Origin of the sequence: Micromonospora sp. NBC_01638, assembly GCF_045209745.1 — a bacterium.
Classification (GTDB): Bacteria; Actinomycetota; Actinomycetes; order Mycobacteriales; family Micromonosporaceae; genus Micromonospora.
The window spans coordinates 4,285,285-4,300,153 of the sequence record NZ_CP109273.1 but is presented as its reverse complement, the minus strand read 5'-3'; the positions used below and the strand labels follow the sequence as shown (position 1 = coordinate 4,300,153).

The following is a 14,869-nucleotide window of genomic DNA, read 5'->3' as shown; positions in this document are numbered from 1 at the left end:
GCGGGTCGGTCGGCCCGCACTGATTCGACGCTAACCACCTGCTGATCACCTCCGGGCAGGCTCGACGACGTACGACGGCGACGGCAACTGCCCAGCCGGCACTGCTCACCAGGAAGGTTCCCCGTGGACCTGATGATCAACGGATTCGACTACCGGCGCGTGACCGTCGCCGACGGTGTGACCCTCAACGCCGCCGTGGGTGGCTCCGGGCCGGCGATCGTGCTGCTGCACGGTTTTCCGCAGACCCACCTCATGTGGCGGCACGTCGCGGCCGACCTCGCTGCGGACCACACGGTCATCTGCCCGGACCTGCGCGGCTACGGCGACAGCGACAAGCCCCTCGACACCGATGGCGGCGGGTACGCCAAGCGCACCATGGCCGCCGACATCGTGGCGCTGGCCGGCGCGCTCGGCCACGAACGGTTCGCGCTCGCCGGGCACGACCGGGGTGCCCTGGTCGCGTTCCGGGCCGGACTCGACCATCCGGCGGCGATCAGCCAGCTCGCCCTGCTCGACGTGCTGCCCACCCTGGACATGTGGGACGTGCTGCACGGCACCACCGCCGCGGTCGCGTTTCACCTGTACCTGATGGCGCAGCCGCCCGGCCTGCCCGAAGAGCTGATCGGCGCCAGCCCGGACGCCTTCTTCGGTCACTTCCTGGACATCTGGACGCGTGATCCGGAGGCCCTGCCGGCGGACGTGCGGGCGGTATACCTGCGCGCGTCCCGGAACGCGGTCACCTCGATCGTCGCCGACTATCGGGCGTCGGCCGGGATCGACGTCGCCCACGACACCGCGGACCGGGCTGCCGGCAATCGCCTGCGCATGCCGGTGACCGTGCTCCAGCAGGACTGGGGCGCGGCGCTGGGCTACGACGCAGCCGCGGTCTGGCGGGCCTGGGCTCCGGACCTGGAGCACCGGACCGTCACCTGTGGGCACTTCATGGCGGAGGAGGCACCGGCCGAGGTGGTCCGGGCGCTGCGCGCCCTGCTCGCCCGTTGACCGATCGGCGGCCCGATCGCATCGATGCCACCTCAGAAGATATCTGACACTCGCTGTAACTGAGGTGTCGGTGCGACCGGGTCGCCGCGCTGCGCCCGACATTGCCCACGCCGGCCGCTCCTGATGGGCTCTGAGCTGCGGTAATGCGACGCCACACCAGGTGGACGACAACCGGTAATCGGTGCTACACAGTCAGCTATCGGCCAGCCAACGACGGCGAGTCGCTTCACCTCCTCAACCAGACGTCCACCCCGCACCGCACCACCGGGCTTCGCCGCACGGACCGCCGCACCACGGTCGCGACCCACTGAACGGCAACGGCCCACCGGCTGCTGCTGGATGACGGTCCTCGACCAAGGAGTTAGCCGTGGGGCACCTACGTTTCCGGTCCCAGCGCCAGCCGTACGAGGCGTCGGTCCTGATGCTCGGCACGATCACCAGCAAGTACGCCGTGACCGTGTCGGTCCGACAATCCGTCGCCGAGGTGCCGTTGGTCGTCGCAGTGACGGTCGGGTCGCTCTGGCGGGCCGCGCAGATCGCCGTCGACCTGCACCGCCTGGCCCGAGCCTGTGCATGTGTGAACTACAAACAGCTACCGGCAGGTGTCACGTGAATACCTCCACCGCGCCCCCCGCGCCGGCCTGGCTGCAGGTGGCGCTCAGTCTGCTCGGCATTCTCGGCGGAGGCACCGGCCTGGCCGCGATCGCGACCGTGGTGGTGCAGCGGGGCAAGTTCAAGGCCGACGCGGCCGACACCCTCACCGAGGCCGCTCTCACCCTGGTGCAGCCGTTGCAGACACGGATCACCCAGTTGGAGGGCGAGGCGCGCAACGCACGATCCGAGCTGGGTGTGCTCCGCGAGCAGGTCAACCAGTTGCAGTTCGTGGTCCGGGTGCTCAACCGGACGCTGGACCATTGGCGTGCCGCGATCCACGCGCCCGACGCGACCCTGCGTAAGGTCCGAGCGACAGTGGTGGAGACCGACCGCACATCCGAGGAACCCTGACCAGCGCGGGGCTAGCCGGCGGTCGCCCGCTCGGCCACCACCACCGAGATCCCGTCAAGGACGCGTTGCAGGCCGAACTCGAAGGCGTACTCCGGGCCGTACGCGGCACCGTGCTGCTGGCCGGCCGCGGTGCCGACCCGGGAGGCGGTCGGGTAGTTGCCGGCCGTCATGAACCTCTCCAGCCACGGCGCGTGCGACTGCCACCACTGGCCGTCGGTCATGCCGGTCTCGCGCTCCAGGTCGACCATTTCGGAGGCGGCCCGGGCGGCACTCTTCACGTGGCCCAGGACGAGCGTGAGCACCGCGTCCATCTCGACGTCGGTGAGCCCGATGTCGACGACCGCCCCGAGCTCGTAGTCGTACTTGGCCACCAACTGCGGGCCGAGCACCGGTCTGGTCGTCTCGGCACGCAGCATCCAGGGATGCCGCTGGTAGAGCGCCATGTTGTCGCGGGCGATCCGCTCCAGCCGGGCCCGCCAGCCGCCCTCGACGGCCGGGCGCGGCATCTCGCCGTACGCGGTGTCAAGCATGACGTCGACGAGTTCGGTCTTGCCCGGCACGTAGGTGTAGACCGACATGGTGCCGACACCCAGCGCCTCGCCGACCCGGCGCATGGTCAGCGCGTCTAGACCCTCGGTGTCGGCGACGTCGATCGCGGCTCGGACGATCCGGTCGACACTGAGCCCGGGCCCGGCGCTGCGGCTGGTCGGCTCCCGGGTGCGCCAGAGAATGGCCAGGCTGCGGGCCGGGTCCGCGGTCGCCTTGCGCTCACTCGCCATGGTGCGGCCATCCTAACAACGCGGGCGTACGCGGTACGCCACGCGCCGAGCGTGGCCGTTCTTCCCCATTCCGGCCGCACCGCCTTCGTTCGCCCGGACCGCCGTGAGCGGCGACGGTAGGGCTGGGCATACCCCGGAAGTGGATCTGGACGGCTGGGGCAGCCCGGTTGTCCTGACTAGCGTCTGCGACATGACCTCGGAACACCCTCCTCACCTGGCTGAGGCGCTGCGCCGCCGCGACTGGTTGATTTCCGCCTGGCCCTGGCGGGCACTGGCCTACCTGATCAGCACCGTGCCAATCGCCGGCATGCTCACCGTCGGGCTGCTCGTCATCGGCGCACCCATGCTGGCCGCCGCCAACGCGTCTTGGCAGCACAGCCGACCGCCGAGCATCGCGCTGCTGCTGTTCCTGGCAGCCGGCAGCCTCATCCTGCTGGCGCTGGCCCCGATCGCGAGCTTCCCGGTGGCCGCCATCGAACGGTGGCGACTCAGGCTCGTGGACGGCCGCCCACTGCCCGCGTCACCGTGGCCGGGCCTGGCAGCCCGCTACCGTGCCGCCGCGACCTGGCGGGAGGTGGCGTACCTGTTCTGGCTGGGCGGGTTCGCGCCGGTCGCGTACTGGGTCTTCCTGCTGCTCGTGCTGCTCGACCTCGGCATGGTCACCAGCCCCTGGCTGGCCGGAGACGCCAACCAGCCCGTCGTGATCTGGCGGACGGTGCACACCCCCGGTGAAGCCGTTCCATACGCGATCGTGGGCGTGCTGCTCATCCCGGTGCTCTGGTATGCGGCCGGGCTCCTCGCCGCCATCCAGGCCGCCGTGGCTCGATGGGTGTTGGCCCGACCGGTGGACGCGGCGGCGCTGCGCGAGGTCGCCCGGTCCCGGAGCCGGCTGGTTGGCGCGTACGAGGCAGAACGGCGCCGGATCGAGCGTGACCTGCACGACGGCGCACAACCCCGGCTGACCAGCCTCACCGTCCAGTTGGGCCTGGCCCGGCTGGACGTACCCGAGGACTCCCCCGCCGCCCGACCTCTCGCCGTCGCGCACGACCAGGCCCGGGGCCTGATGGTGATGCTGCGGCAGTTGGTGCACGGCATCCGGCCGCAGAGCCTCACCGATCTCGGCCTGACCGGCGCCGTACGCGAACTGGCCGACGCGGCCACCACTCCGGTCACCGTGCACACCGACCTTCACGGCGAGTTGCCGGAGTTCGTCGAGACCACCGCCTACTTCGTGGTGTCCGAGGCGCTGGGCAACGTCGCCCGGCACGCCGAGGCGACCCGCGCCGAGGTACGCCTCACCCGGGCCGGCGGGGACCTCGTCATCGAGGTGTCCGACGACGGACACGGCGGTGCCGACCCGGCCCGGGGCACCGGGCTGACCGGCCTCGCCGACCGGGTCGCCGCCGCAGACGGCCGGCTGTTGCTCGCCAGCCCGCCCGGCGGGCCTACCCTGGTCCGGGTGGAGCTTCCGTGCCGTCGGTGACCCGGGTGGTGCTCGCGGAGGACGAGGTGCTGCTGCGCGAGGGCCTGGTGGCCCTGCTGACCCGCTTCGAGTTCGCGGTGTGCGCCGCCGTCGGCACCGCTCCCGAGCTGCTGGACGCGGCTCGCGAACACCAACCGGACCTGGTGCTGACCGACATCCGGATGCCGCCGGGCCGCCGCGACGACGGGCTGCGCGCGGCGGTCGCGTTACGCGCCGAGCGACCCCACCTGCCGGTCGTGGTGCTCAGCCAGTACGTGCAGACCGGGTACGCGGCGGCACTGTTGGACAGCGGCGACGGCCAGCGGGTGGGCTACCTGCTCAAGGACCGGGTGGCGGAGGTCACCGAGTTCGTCGACACGCTGCGCCGGGTCACCGCCGGCGGCACCGCCATCGACCCGGACGTGGTCCGGCAACTGCTGCACCGGCCACGCGACCCGCTCGCCGCGCTCTCCACTCGGGAACGCGAGGTGCTGGCGCTGCTGGCGGAGGGCCGGTCCAACGCGTCGATCGCCGCCCGCCTCTGCGTCAGCGAGGCGGCGGTCGGCAAGCACGTCGGCAACATCCTGCTGAAGCTCGACCTGCCGCCCAGCGACGACACCAACCGTCGGGTGCTCGCGGTGCTCACCTACCTACGGGCCGACCCGGTGGGCTGACCAGCGCCGGGCCGAGGTCGGGCGGGGCCGCCGAGGGCGTAGATTCCCCTCAGCGGTACCGCCGTCACTCAGGGCGCGGACCGGGAGAACAGGGGTACGGCATGGCGGAGGCGCTGCGGGTCGGTCTGCTGGGGTACGGGTTGGCGGGCCGGGTGTTCCACGCACCGCTGATCGCTGCGACCCCCGGGCTGCGGCTCGACGCCATCGTGACCCGCGATCCGCAGCGGCGCGAACAGGCCCGGCAGCACCACCCCGACGCCCGCCTGGTCGACGACGCCGACGAGTTGTGGCGTACGCCGGACGCGTTGGACCTGGTGGTGGTGGCGACGCCGAACCGGCAGCACGTGCCGATGGCCCGGGCGGCGCTCGCTGCCGGCCTGCCGGTCGTCGTCGACAAGCCGCTGGCCGCGACGGCGGCCGAGGGCCACGCGCTGATCGACGAGGCGACCGAGCGTGGGGTGCCGTTGACGGTGTTCCAGAACCGACGCTGGGATGGTGACTTCCTGACCGTCCGCCGCCTGGTGGAGCAGGGCGAGTTGGGGAAGGTGCTGCGCTTCGAGTCCCGGTTCGAACGTTTCCGTCCGACGATCAAGCCGGGCTGGCGGGAGCTTGCTGGTCCCGAGGAGGCCGGCGGTGCCCTCTTCGACCTCGGCGCACACCTCGTTGACCAGGCCGTGCAGCTGTTCGGCCGGGTCGATCGCGTCTACGCGGAGGTGGACCGTCGCCGCGCGGGTGCGGCTGTCGACGACGACGCCTTCGTGGCGTTGACCCATGCCAACGGGGTGCACTCCCACCTGTGGATGGGCGCTGTGACCGCACAACTCGGGCCCCGGCTGCGGGTGCTGGGCGACCGGGCCGGCTACACGACGTACGGGCTGGACGTGCAGGAGGCGGCGCTGCACGACGGCGGCCGTCCGGACCAGCCGGGCTGGGGCGAGGTCCCGCCGGAGCGGTACGGCATGCTCGGCGTCGACGGTGAGCTGCGGCCGGTGCCGACCGAGCCCGGCGCGTACCAGAGCTTCTACGCGCAGGTGGCGACGGCCTTGCGCGACGGCGTGCCGATGCCCGTTGACCCGCGCGACTCGGTCGCCACGGTCGAGTTGATCGAGTTGGCGCACCGGTCAGCGGTCGAGGGCGTCGTGCTTCCGGTCCCGACCGCCTGACCGCTGCGAGGTCGTGGGGCGAACAGGGCACGATTCTGGCCCGACGGCTGTCGGAGGAGACCAGCGCCGAGGTCGTCTACCAGCTGGATCACCGCAAGGTTGATCTCGACTGCCCGCACTGCGGTAACGGCGGTCAGCTCTGCCGGTCACCCCTTACTCGGACAGTCCTGCTCTGGTCTGCGTCCTGCCCGGAAGCCTGCCCGGCGTCCTGCTCGGAGGGGGCGTCGTCCGGGGCCCGGGCGTCCTCGTCGGTCAGCGCGTCGTCGGATTGGCCGGTGAGGTTGCCGAGCTGACGCTCGGCTTCCCGGACCTCCTCGTCGATCCTCGGGTTCTCCTCGTCGGGACCCTGCGACATGAGCGACCTCCATCGAGCGTCCCCTAGGCTTACCCCGACTGACGCCGGAAACACGAGACGCATGCAGTGATCAGGTCAACACCAGGCAGAGCCAGGGCGAGGGGCCTCCGGACCGAGCATTGATCAGGTCGGTGGGTCTTCAGTAACCCACAGGCCCCGACCCTGAAGACCCACCACCAGACCACGGGTCTGAAGCACGATGATTGCCCTTTGAACAGTGGTCACGCTGACCTTGTAGAGGTCAGCGAGTTCGTTGTAGGTCGGCAGGCGTTCCCCTGGCGCGTATTCGCCGCTCTTGATGCGAGCGGCGAGATCCTCGGCCACCTCGCGATATCCGCTGGTAGGTATGGGCATGTGAAGGTTCCTTCGTTCGGCAAGCGGCTGCCCGCGCCACGAACCTTCGCCCAGAGGGGCACAGCGGACAGGCCCAGCCCCTCTGGGCGGGACCACTCAAGACCTCGCGGAAAGGTGCGGACATGCCGATCGACGAGCCTGTATCCAAGGCGACCGAGTTGTTCACGGCCGAACGAGTACTCGACGCACACTGGAGTCGGGCTATCGATACTCCATGGCGAGCAGGCGGATGCATGGAGTGCAAGGGCCGCGACAACTGCTCGCAGCTTGATTGGGGCGTCGGCAGTTGTGGCAGATGCCGCCTCGGTCATGTTTCAGAAGCGGTGACCTACGAGCGTTGGCAGGTGATGTCTGCGGCGAGGTGAAAACCGAGCGCCGGGCCGGCCGGGGAGCGCACCGGGCTGGAGCCCAGGAGCGTTGCCGGCCCGGCCCGGTGCCGGATCAGCGCTGCTTCAGCTCGCGCCAGGAAGGGTGAGTGCCGCGCCACGCGTCGGCGAGAATGGCCGCCGAGGCCCGGCTGGGGCACTGCTGCACCCGCTCACGACCCGACGCCCCACCGATCTGGGCGCGGACCTCCCAACCCTGCCCGTCAGTACGGATGTACACGTCCCGGCGTCCGCGCGGAGTCGTGTCTCCGTTCCACCAATGCTCCTCGACCTTCATTCGCCGACCGTATAGCAATTTTTGCGTCGAGGGTACGGCGCAGCTAGGTGTATACCAGGGCGATAGCCGCAATTCAGGCGCACTTCGACCTATGCGTTGACGGGGAGGAACCGCGACGGCGACTCCTTCCCGTCCTGAGTAACGAATCAGGGTGCAATTCCTGCCGTTGAGCACACCGGCGAGGGTGGCCAACGCGTCCGGCCGCGAGGGGTCACCGAGGGCCGCGCTCACCCCTGCGTGGTGAGCAGGTAGTCGTCGGCTTCGGGGCTCCATCGGAGGTCGACCACTCCACCCGTGGCGGCGGCCTTGCAAAACTGGAGGAAGCTGCGGTAGCCGAGCTTCTTCTCGCTGAAGTCGGGCCGGGCCCGGCGCAGCTGGTTCTTCAACCCGGACAGCGCCACCGGGTTGCCGCTGCTGCCGAGATCCGCCACCACGCCACGGAGCAGGCCGAAGGCCACCTCCCGGTCGCCGTGCTCGGGCAGTGAGACCTCGGGGTCACCCTTTGCGGGGCCTTCGGCCAGCTCGATCACGGTGTGCACGGCGAGGTGCCGCAGCAGCTCGCCGAAGGTACGGAAACCGTAGTCGGACTCGCTGAACGTCGGGTCCTTGCGGAGCAGGGTGCGCTTGAGCCGGGACGCGGTGACCTCGCCGTTGGCGCTGCCCTGCAGCCCTGCCACTGTCTGGGCGACCAGCACGGCGAGGGCGTCCACGTCACGGCCGGGCTCCTCCCCCGTCGGCCGCCGCTCCTCCTCCTGCTCGCGCTCCTGCTCCGGCTCGGGCAGCCGCTGGTCCGGGCCGGGCTGCTCCCGTGCCGGGCGGCCGCGCCGGGCGCGGGTCGGCGGGATGTCCACACCCTCCAGGCGGTCGTAGTAGAGGAACTCGTCGCACGCCGGCGGCAGCAGCCCCGAGGTCGACCCCTCGACCCCGACACCGATGACCCGCTTGTTCAGCTCACGAAGCTTGTGCACCAGCGGGGTGAAGTCGCTGTCGCCGCTGCAGATCACGAAGGTCGAGATGTAGTCGCGCTCGAAGGCCAACTCGATCGCGTCCACGGCCATCTTGATGTCGGCCGCGTTCTTGCGGGAGGCGCCCATCTTCTGCGGGATCTCGATCAGCTCGACGTGGGAACGGGTGAGCATCCGTCGATCCTCGTCGAAGTACGACCAGTCGGCGTACGCCCGACGGACCACCACCCGACCTCGTTCGGCCAGCGCGTCGGCGATGGGCCGGAAGTCGAAGTCCGCGCCGCCACGGTGGTCGCGGGCTCCCAGCGCGAGGTTCTCGTAGTCGAGGAAAAGGGCGATCCGGTCTTCTTGATCCACGCGGAACAGCCTACGCCGGCCGTGAGCTGCTGGGGGCAGGCGACGCGCGCCACCTCAACTCGACAACCGTCCATTTCTTGCGGCCTGATTGTCGCTTCTTTTCGGAGTTCGATTGTTGTCTTGCAACGCAGTGTTCGGTGCTGGCATCATGACGATCAATGTCAGGCGTCAGGGGCGCCGGGCGGACCTCCCACCACCACCCACCGAGGAGGGTCACCGATGTTTCGGACCATCATGCCGGCGCGGGGACACCCAGGCCGGCCGTCCGCCATCACAGTTGCGCTCGCGGCCGGCCTTACCCTGCTGGTCATCGGCCCCGCCGTGGCCGTCGCCGGCCCACCCGCGTCCTCCGGCGCGGCGCCGGTGGTCACCCGTGCCGCTCTCGACCCGGCACTGGTCGCCGGACGCGGCGCGGACGTCGACTTCGTCGAGCAGGAGGCGGAAAACGCCAGCACCAACGGCGAGATCATTGGGCCCGACCGGTCCGCCTACACACTGCCCGCGGAGGCTTCCGGCCGCCGGGCGGTCCGGCTCACCCCCGGCGAGTACGTCGAGTTCGTCCTGCCCAGCGCGGCGAACGGGATCACCGTGCGGTACAGCATCCCGGACGCGCCGCAGGGCGGTGGGATCACCGCGCCGCTGGGGGTCGCGGCCAACGGCAAGCACGTGCACACCATGACGCTGACGTCGCAGCACTCGTGGCTCTACAACCAGTACCCGTTCTCGAACGACCCCCAGGCCGGGCTGCTGCACCCGGACTGGTGGATCACCGAGTGCCAGTGCGTGCCGTCGGCCACCACGCCGTACCCGAGCATCAGCACGCCGTTCCGGCCCACCCACTTCTACGACGAGCAGCGACTCCTGCTCGGACGCACCTACCGGGCCGGTGACAAGATCCGGCTCACCGCGCCGCCCGGCAGCGCCGCCGCCTGGACCGTCATCGACCTGCTCGACTCCGAGCTGGTCGCGCCGCCGCGCATCCGGCTGCTCGCGGCAAACGTGCTGGCCTTCGGCGCCGACCCCACCGGCCGGCGGGACTCCGCCGACGCACTGGACCGGGCCATCGCCTTCGCCCGGCGCACCCACCTGAAGGTGTACATCCCGCCGGGCAGCTACCAGGTCAACCGGCACATCATCGTCGACGACGTGACCATCGAGGGCGCCGGCAACTGGCACACCATCATCAAGGGCCGCGAGGTTGCCCTGCCGACGCCCGCGCCGGACGGCTCGCTGCACACCGGCGTCGGGTTCTACGGCCGGGACGCCGCCGACGGCGGCAGCCGCAACGTCCACCTCTCCGGCTTCACCATCGCGGGAGACGTCCGGGAGCGCATCGACACCGACCAGGTCAACGCGGTCGGTGGTGCGATGAGCGACTCGACCATCGACGGGCTCTACGTGCAGCACACCAAGGCGGGTCTGTGGTTCGACGGGCCAATGCGGAACGTCCGGGTCACCAACAACATCATCGTCGACCAGATCGCTGATGCGCTCAACTTCCACACCGGTGTGACCGACTCCGTCGTGGCGCACAACTTCGTCCGCAACACCGGTGACGACGGCCTGGCCATGTGGTCGGAGAAGACGGCCAATGCGCGGAACACCTTCACCCACAACACCGTGCAGTCACCGACCCTGGCCAACGGCATCGCCATCTACGGCGGCACGGACACCACCGTCTCGCACAACCTCATCGCCGATCCGGTTCGCGAGGGCAGCGGCATCCACGCCGGTTCCCGCTTCGGCGCAGAGCCGTTCACCGGGCACCTGCAGATCACCAACAACACCACGGCCCGCGCCGGCACGTACGAGCTGAACTGGAACATCGGGCTGGGCGCGATCTGGATCTTCGCCCTGGACCGGAGCATCGACGCGAGCATTCAGGTGACCGGCGACGCGTACCTCGACAGCACGTACAACGCGATCATGCTGGTCAGCGACTGGCCGGTGAAGGACCTCTACTCGATCCACAATGTGCGGTTCCGGGACATCCGGGTCGACGGCACCGGCACCTCGGTGGTCAGCGCCCGCTCGGCGGGGTCCGCCTCGTTCGCCAACGTGGACGCCCGCAACGTGGGCGCGGTCGGGGTCAACAACTGCGGTTCGTTCCACTTCACCCCGGCCGGTTCGGAGTTCACCCTGACCGACCTGGGCGGTAACGACGGCGGATGGCTCGCTCCGTGGCTGCTGCCCAACACCATCACCTGCGACGACCGGCCACCCGTGTCGCCGCCCCCGCCTCCGGCGCAGTGGTGAACGCGGTGGGCGGCCCGAACCTTCGGGCCGCCCACCGCACACTCAAGGCACGCGCAGGTCAGAGCCTTTTGGCGTACGCCAGCGGCACGGTCGTGGGCTGACCGTCCCACCTGCCGCTCAGGGTGACCCCGGCTGCCCCGGCGGCCCCGGCGCCGGGCCGACGGACGACGACCAGCTCGACGGAATCGGTGTCGATGAGCGTGCGGTCCTCGTCGACCACCCGTCGCACGGCGCCGACCGGGGGCACGTTGAGGTCGCCGGCGCCGCTGACGAGGATCGTCACCGTCGGCTCACGCACTTCCCGCCGGCCGTCGACCTCGAAGTACTGCTCGGCCTGGCCACTGCCGGTGAGGATCGCGTGGGCGAGCGCGGCGACGTACACCGGGTCGACGCAACCGTCGTACACCCAGCGCGGGCCGAGCACCGAATGCTCGGTGGTGCCGACCAGCCAGTCGTCGGCACCGTCGAGGGGCGCGGCGCGGTAGGTGAGCGGAACCTGATGGACCGGCCCGTCCGCGACGCCGACCAGCATCGTCTCGATACCGACCTCGCCGGCCGGGTCGTCGAAGCGGTAAGCGCCCCGGCTCACCACATCGACGCCGGCCGGCTCTGCGGAGACGCCGGTCGGCCTGGCGAACCAGGGTCGGCCGGGCAGCCAGGCTGCCAGCAGGTCGAGCTTCGTGGGGTGCAAGGTCGCGCGGTGCAGCAGTGCCATGACGGCAGCCTAGGTCAGAGGCCGGTACAGGGGTTACCGCCCACGGTGCAGGTCTCCGGTCCCCTGGCCTTCGGCCGGTTGTCGCGGACGTCGAAGCGGAACGTCTGCGACCCTCCGGCCGGCACGGCCGCCCCGGTGAAGGTCACGGACTGCCCGTTCTGTCGCCAGTCCGCGCCGTCGACGTCGTCGACGGTGCTGCCTTCGGCGAGGTTGACCACCACGACCCAGTCCCCCACCGGTGTGCCAGTGGGGTTGCCGACCACCACTTTGCCGGTGTAGCCGAACAGCCGGCTGGAGTCGGTGTCGTAGCTGGCGGTCAACGGAGGCGGAGGCGGGGGCGCCGACGCGGGGGTGCGCGTCGGCTTCGCCGACGGGCTCCGGCTCGGTCGGGCGGTCGCCGACGTGGGGGTGCGCGAGGGGCGCGTCGAGGTCGTCGCCAGCGGCGTGTCGGTAGGCGCGGCGGCCGTCACGGAGGGCGATGGCGACGTGGGTGGTGCGGCGCTCTGGTTCGAGTCGACCGGGAACGCTACCCACGCGGCCAGTCCTCCAATGACCACCACTCCGGCCAGCACCGCGGCCATCCGGCGGCGACGCCGACGCGCGCGGGCGGGCCCGTTGCCGAACACGCTGATCAGCGGCAGTTCGGCGGTCATCCCGCCATCGCCGCGGTGCAGGTCGACCTGCTGGAAGGCGAGCCAGTCCAGAATGGCCGGCAGTCGCACGGTCAGCGCCTGCCGGAGTTGCTGCTCACGTGGTTCGTGCTGCTCGGCGGACCACGCCCCGTGCCTGGTGACCTCCCGCACCTCCAGCCGGCAGCCCTGCTTCGTGGCCGTGACCGTGCAGGTCAGCTCGCTGAGCCGGCCGGCCTCGTCGCAGGCCAGCACGAGGAGTTCCCGCGCCTGCCGCTCGGTCACCTCGACCTCGACGTTGGCCTCGAAGCCGGGCAGCCCGGCCGAGTGCAGCAGCAGCCGGTCCGGTACGCCCTCCACCAGCTCGGCCTCGGCGAACCACCGGCCGAGCACCTTCCGATCGGTCAATGCGAGCCAGACCCGGTCGGGCGGGTGGGACAGGTCGACCTGCGCACCGATCTCGATCACGGCGAGACTCTAACGGGTTCCCCGCCCGGCCTGTCCCGCCCGGGCCGGTTGCCCACAGGTTCGCGACCGACGCGTCCCCGTTCGCTCACCGGCGCGCGGTGTGCCTCCAGCGCAACACACCGGCCAGCCCGAACAGGGCCAGCAGCGCCCCGGCACCGGCGGCCAGCGGCCAGGTCAGGTCGCCCGCTCCGCCGACCTTCTCGGCGGCCGGACGTGCTGCCGTGGGCGCCACCGCGTCAACGGAATCCGTCGGGCGTACGGCGGTGGCCGTCGCGGCCGTGGCCGGGTAGCGCAGGATCGCCGGTCGGGTGCCCGGTGGTTGGTTGGCGGATTCGGAGACGGTGAGCAACGACCGGCCGTCGCGACTGTAGGTGATCGACTCGCCCTGGGGTTCGTCCGGCAACGGGGTGATCCGCGGGGTGCCGGAGGTCAATGCGGCGACCACATCGCCGTCGGGCACGTCGTACTCGAAAGCGTCGGCATAGCTGCGCAGCACCACCCGACGGCCGTCCGGTGCGCTCGCCGCACCGGTGATCACACCCCGACCGAGGAACGAGAACGGGTTGCTGGTGCTGGTCGTCGGTAGGGTCACCTGGCCGACCGAGGCCAGCGCCGTCGTCGCGGTCGGCCGCAGCGCAGCGGTCGGCGCGTACAGGAAGACGGTGCCGCTGCCGCCCTTGGTGATGATCAGGGGCCGGTCGTCCGCGTCGAGCAGCAACGCCTCCGCGTCGTGCGGGCGGTCCGGGTACGCCAGCCGGTACAGCACCGGCTTGTCCCTCCCGGGTGCGAGCCGCCAGATGGCGACCGTCGGTCGGGAACGGTCGTTGTCGCCGATGTCGGCGACCCAGATGGTGCCGTCCCGGCCGATGGCCAGGTCCTCGGTGTCGCGGGGCCGCGACGGGTAGGCAACCGTCCGGACCACCGCGCAGCGTTGGTCGAGGAAGAAGATCCGGCGACGGGCCTCGTCGTCGGAGCCGTCGTTGACCACCACGTACCCGGTGTCCGTCGCGACCATCCCGGACAGCTCCTTGAGCCGGTCGTCCCGCACCTGGCACACCGGCGTCCCGGCCCCCGGCGCGCCGGCCACCGCCGTACCCGGCGCCAGCGCCACCGCGCCGGTGAGCAGGGCGGCCAGCGCAGCTCCGGCACGGACGCGCCGCACCCCGGTGACCCACTCGCGTACCCGCATCGCCCGCCTTCCTCATCGCGGCCGTTGCCCGGCCGCCTCGCCCATCCTGGCCGATCCCGGCCACCGCCGGTGGCCGTTGACGCGGACGCGACCCCATCCTTGCCCATGCATCGATGATCTATCTATACCGCACCGGACCGGGCGTTCAGCGGATCGGTGTCGTCTGCGCCAGGGCAATGCGCCAGTCGTCGCCCCTGCGGGTCATGACGTAGGTCATGGCACCGGCCGAGGGCAGCTCGGAACTCAGGTTGAGATCAACTCCTTCCGCCGGACCATATAACGCGTGAGTGCGACGGCGGCGGGTAGGCAGCGGCCCGGCGGCATGTCGACACCCGCCGGGTAGGAGGCTCCGATGAGCACGTACCGGGACGAGCAGGGCGACACGTTCCCCCCTCCGGAGGCGGATGCCCTCGAGCAACGGCAGAACGCGGTCGACTACGGGCCGCCGGACCGAGTGTCGGGTGACGTCGACCCCGAAGCATCCGAGGCGGATCTGGCCGAACAGGGCGCCCTGCCAGCGGGGACGCTTGAGGAGGTCACGACGCTGCCGGCCGACGCCAACCCGGCGGACGCTCTCGAGCAACGCCAGGAGATCCCGAGCCGCGACGAGGGTCGCCGGACCTGACCCAGACCCACTCCGGCCACCCACGCCGGGTCCGGCTCGACACGTTCCTCAACGAGCGTGATGCCGGTGAGTCATCAAAATGACTCACCGGCATCACGCTCGTGCGGACGTCCGCACCTAGTCGGCCGGCTCAGCCGGCGACACCGACCAGCCGGCGCAGCAGCGGCCGGCGGCCAGCAACACGCTGTGCGTCCCTTGACAGCAGCCG

General features: G+C 70.9%; 17 protein-coding genes. 9 read left to right on the top strand and 8 right to left on the bottom strand.

Annotated features, from left to right (window positions below; translation table 11 throughout):
* The first annotated feature begins 132 nt into the window (after positions 1-132).
* From OG811_RS20355 to OG811_RS20345, 3 genes are all read left to right on the top strand, one after another.
* Positions 133-1,002: an alpha/beta fold hydrolase gene (locus tag OG811_RS20355; protein ID WP_406075815.1), complete on the top strand. Its 870-nt coding sequence runs from the start codon at positions 133-135 to the stop codon at positions 1,000-1,002.
* Positions 1,003-1,369: 367 nt separating this feature from the next.
* Complete coding sequence (locus OG811_RS20350) at positions 1,370-1,615, top strand: hypothetical protein (protein ID WP_406067932.1); 246 nt, start codon at positions 1,370-1,372, stop codon at positions 1,613-1,615.
* Complete coding sequence (locus OG811_RS20345) at positions 1,612-2,007, top strand: hypothetical protein (protein ID WP_406067931.1); 396 nt, start codon at positions 1,612-1,614, stop codon at positions 2,005-2,007. Before OG811_RS20350 ends, OG811_RS20345 begins: the two co-directional genes overlap by 4 nt.
* A gap of 11 nt (positions 2,008-2,018) precedes the next feature.
* Here the strand turns inward: OG811_RS20345 and OG811_RS20340 are convergent, their stop codons facing one another.
* Positions 2,019-2,786 (bottom strand): TetR/AcrR family transcriptional regulator, encoded by a 768-nt coding sequence (locus OG811_RS20340; RefSeq protein ID WP_406067929.1) that lies wholly within the window; start codon positions 2,784-2,786, stop codon positions 2,019-2,021.
* A 190-nt stretch (positions 2,787-2,976) separates the two neighbouring features.
* On the opposite strand from OG811_RS20340, the gene OG811_RS20335 reads away from it, so the two are divergent.
* From OG811_RS20335 to OG811_RS20325, 3 genes are all read left to right on the top strand, one after another.
* Positions 2,977-4,269, top strand: a complete 1,293-nt coding sequence (locus OG811_RS20335; RefSeq protein WP_406067928.1) for a sensor domain-containing protein — start codon at positions 2,977-2,979, stop codon at positions 4,267-4,269.
* Positions 4,257-4,922 carry a response regulator gene (locus OG811_RS20330; RefSeq protein WP_406067927.1) on the top strand — a complete coding sequence of 222 codons (666 nt, stop codon included), beginning with the start codon at positions 4,257-4,259 and terminating at the stop codon, positions 4,920-4,922. The genes OG811_RS20335 and OG811_RS20330 overlap by 13 nt, the downstream gene beginning before the upstream one ends.
* Before the next feature lie 101 nt (positions 4,923-5,023).
* Complete coding sequence (locus OG811_RS20325; RefSeq protein ID WP_406067926.1) at positions 5,024-6,085, top strand: Gfo/Idh/MocA family oxidoreductase; 1,062 nt, start codon at positions 5,024-5,026, stop codon at positions 6,083-6,085.
* Between the two features lie 133 nt (positions 6,086-6,218).
* On the opposite strand, the gene OG811_RS20320 is transcribed toward OG811_RS20325, so the two are convergent.
* On the bottom strand, positions 6,219-6,440 hold the full coding sequence (locus OG811_RS20320; RefSeq protein WP_406067924.1) for a hypothetical protein: 222 nt from the start codon (positions 6,438-6,440) through the stop codon (positions 6,219-6,221).
* Between the two features lie 123 nt (positions 6,441-6,563).
* On the bottom strand, positions 6,564-6,794 hold the full coding sequence (locus OG811_RS20315; RefSeq protein WP_406067923.1) for a winged helix-turn-helix domain-containing protein: 231 nt from the start codon (positions 6,792-6,794) through the stop codon (positions 6,564-6,566).
* 122 nt (positions 6,795-6,916) lie between these two features.
* Between OG811_RS20315 and OG811_RS20310 the strand changes: the two genes are divergently transcribed.
* The gene (locus OG811_RS20310; protein WP_406067921.1) at positions 6,917-7,159 is read left to right on the top strand and encodes a hypothetical protein; all 243 of its coding nucleotides are present in this window, start codon (positions 6,917-6,919) and stop codon (positions 7,157-7,159) included.
* 76 nt (positions 7,160-7,235) lie between these two features.
* Here the strand turns inward: OG811_RS20310 and OG811_RS20305 are convergent, their stop codons facing one another.
* Positions 7,236-7,457: a hypothetical protein gene (locus OG811_RS20305; protein ID WP_030335934.1), complete on the bottom strand. Its 222-nt coding sequence runs from the start codon at positions 7,455-7,457 to the stop codon at positions 7,236-7,238.
* A 227-nt stretch (positions 7,458-7,684) separates the two neighbouring features.
* The gene (locus OG811_RS20300; protein ID WP_406067919.1) at positions 7,685-8,779 is read right to left on the bottom strand and encodes an NYN domain-containing protein; all 1,095 of its coding nucleotides are present in this window, start codon (positions 8,777-8,779) and stop codon (positions 7,685-7,687) included.
* Between the two features lie 219 nt (positions 8,780-8,998).
* Between OG811_RS20300 and OG811_RS20295 the strand changes: the two genes are divergently transcribed.
* Positions 8,999-11,035, top strand: coding sequence for a glycosyl hydrolase family 28-related protein (locus tag OG811_RS20295; RefSeq protein WP_406067918.1), 2,037 nt, complete (start codon positions 8,999-9,001; stop codon positions 11,033-11,035).
* A 58-nt stretch (positions 11,036-11,093) separates the two neighbouring features.
* Here the strand turns inward: OG811_RS20295 and OG811_RS20290 are convergent, their stop codons facing one another.
* The 3 genes from OG811_RS20290 to OG811_RS20280 all read right to left on the bottom strand — a co-directional run bounded on the left by OG811_RS20290 (position 11,094) and on the right by OG811_RS20280 (position 14,036).
* A complete protein-coding gene (locus OG811_RS20290; protein ID WP_406067917.1) occupies positions 11,094-11,750 on the bottom strand; it encodes a CG0192-related protein in 657 nt (218 codons plus the stop codon).
* Between the two features lie 14 nt (positions 11,751-11,764).
* On the bottom strand, positions 11,765-12,847 hold the full coding sequence (locus OG811_RS20285) for a cellulose binding domain-containing protein (RefSeq protein WP_406067916.1): 1,083 nt from the start codon (positions 12,845-12,847) through the stop codon (positions 11,765-11,767).
* 85 nt (positions 12,848-12,932) lie between these two features.
* Positions 12,933-14,036, bottom strand: coding sequence for a hypothetical protein (locus tag OG811_RS20280; protein ID WP_406067914.1), 1,104 nt, complete (start codon positions 14,034-14,036; stop codon positions 12,933-12,935).
* Positions 14,037-14,388: 352 nt separating this feature from the next.
* On the opposite strand from OG811_RS20280, the gene OG811_RS20275 reads away from it, so the two are divergent.
* A complete protein-coding gene (locus OG811_RS20275) occupies positions 14,389-14,661 on the top strand; it encodes a hypothetical protein (protein ID WP_406067913.1) in 273 nt (90 codons plus the stop codon).
* Positions 14,662-14,869 lie beyond the last annotated feature (208 nt).

Bases quoted from the DNA above. Each gene is read 5' to 3' on its own strand.
- OG811_RS20355 (WP_406075815.1), top strand. From the start codon at position 133: ATGATCAACGGATTCGACTACCGGCGCGTGACCGTCGCCGACGGTGTG.
- OG811_RS20340 (WP_406067929.1), bottom strand. From the start codon at position 2,786: ATGGCGAGTGAGCGCAAGGCGACCGCGGACCCGGCCCGCAGCCTGGCC.
- OG811_RS20335 (WP_406067928.1), top strand. From the start codon at position 2,977: ATGACCTCGGAACACCCTCCTCACCTGGCTGAGGCGCTGCGCCGCCGC.
- OG811_RS20325 (WP_406067926.1), top strand. From the start codon at position 5,024: ATGGCGGAGGCGCTGCGGGTCGGTCTGCTGGGGTACGGGTTGGCGGGC.
- OG811_RS20320 (WP_406067924.1), bottom strand. From the start codon at position 6,440: ATGTCGCAGGGTCCCGACGAGGAGAACCCGAGGATCGACGAGGAGGTC.
- OG811_RS20315 (WP_406067923.1), bottom strand. From the start codon at position 6,794: ATGCCCATACCTACCAGCGGATATCGCGAGGTGGCCGAGGATCTCGCC.
- OG811_RS20310 (WP_406067921.1), top strand. From the start codon at position 6,917: ATGCCGATCGACGAGCCTGTATCCAAGGCGACCGAGTTGTTCACGGCC.
- OG811_RS20305 (WP_030335934.1), bottom strand. From the start codon at position 7,457: ATGAAGGTCGAGGAGCATTGGTGGAACGGAGACACGACTCCGCGCGGA.
- OG811_RS20295 (WP_406067918.1), top strand. From the start codon at position 8,999: ATGTTTCGGACCATCATGCCGGCGCGGGGACACCCAGGCCGGCCGTCC.
- OG811_RS20290 (WP_406067917.1), bottom strand. From the start codon at position 11,750: ATGGCACTGCTGCACCGCGCGACCTTGCACCCCACGAAGCTCGACCTG.
- OG811_RS20280 (WP_406067914.1), bottom strand. From the start codon at position 14,036: ATGCGGGTACGCGAGTGGGTCACCGGGGTGCGGCGCGTCCGTGCCGGA.
- OG811_RS20275 (WP_406067913.1), top strand. From the start codon at position 14,389: ATGAGCACGTACCGGGACGAGCAGGGCGACACGTTCCCCCCTCCGGAG.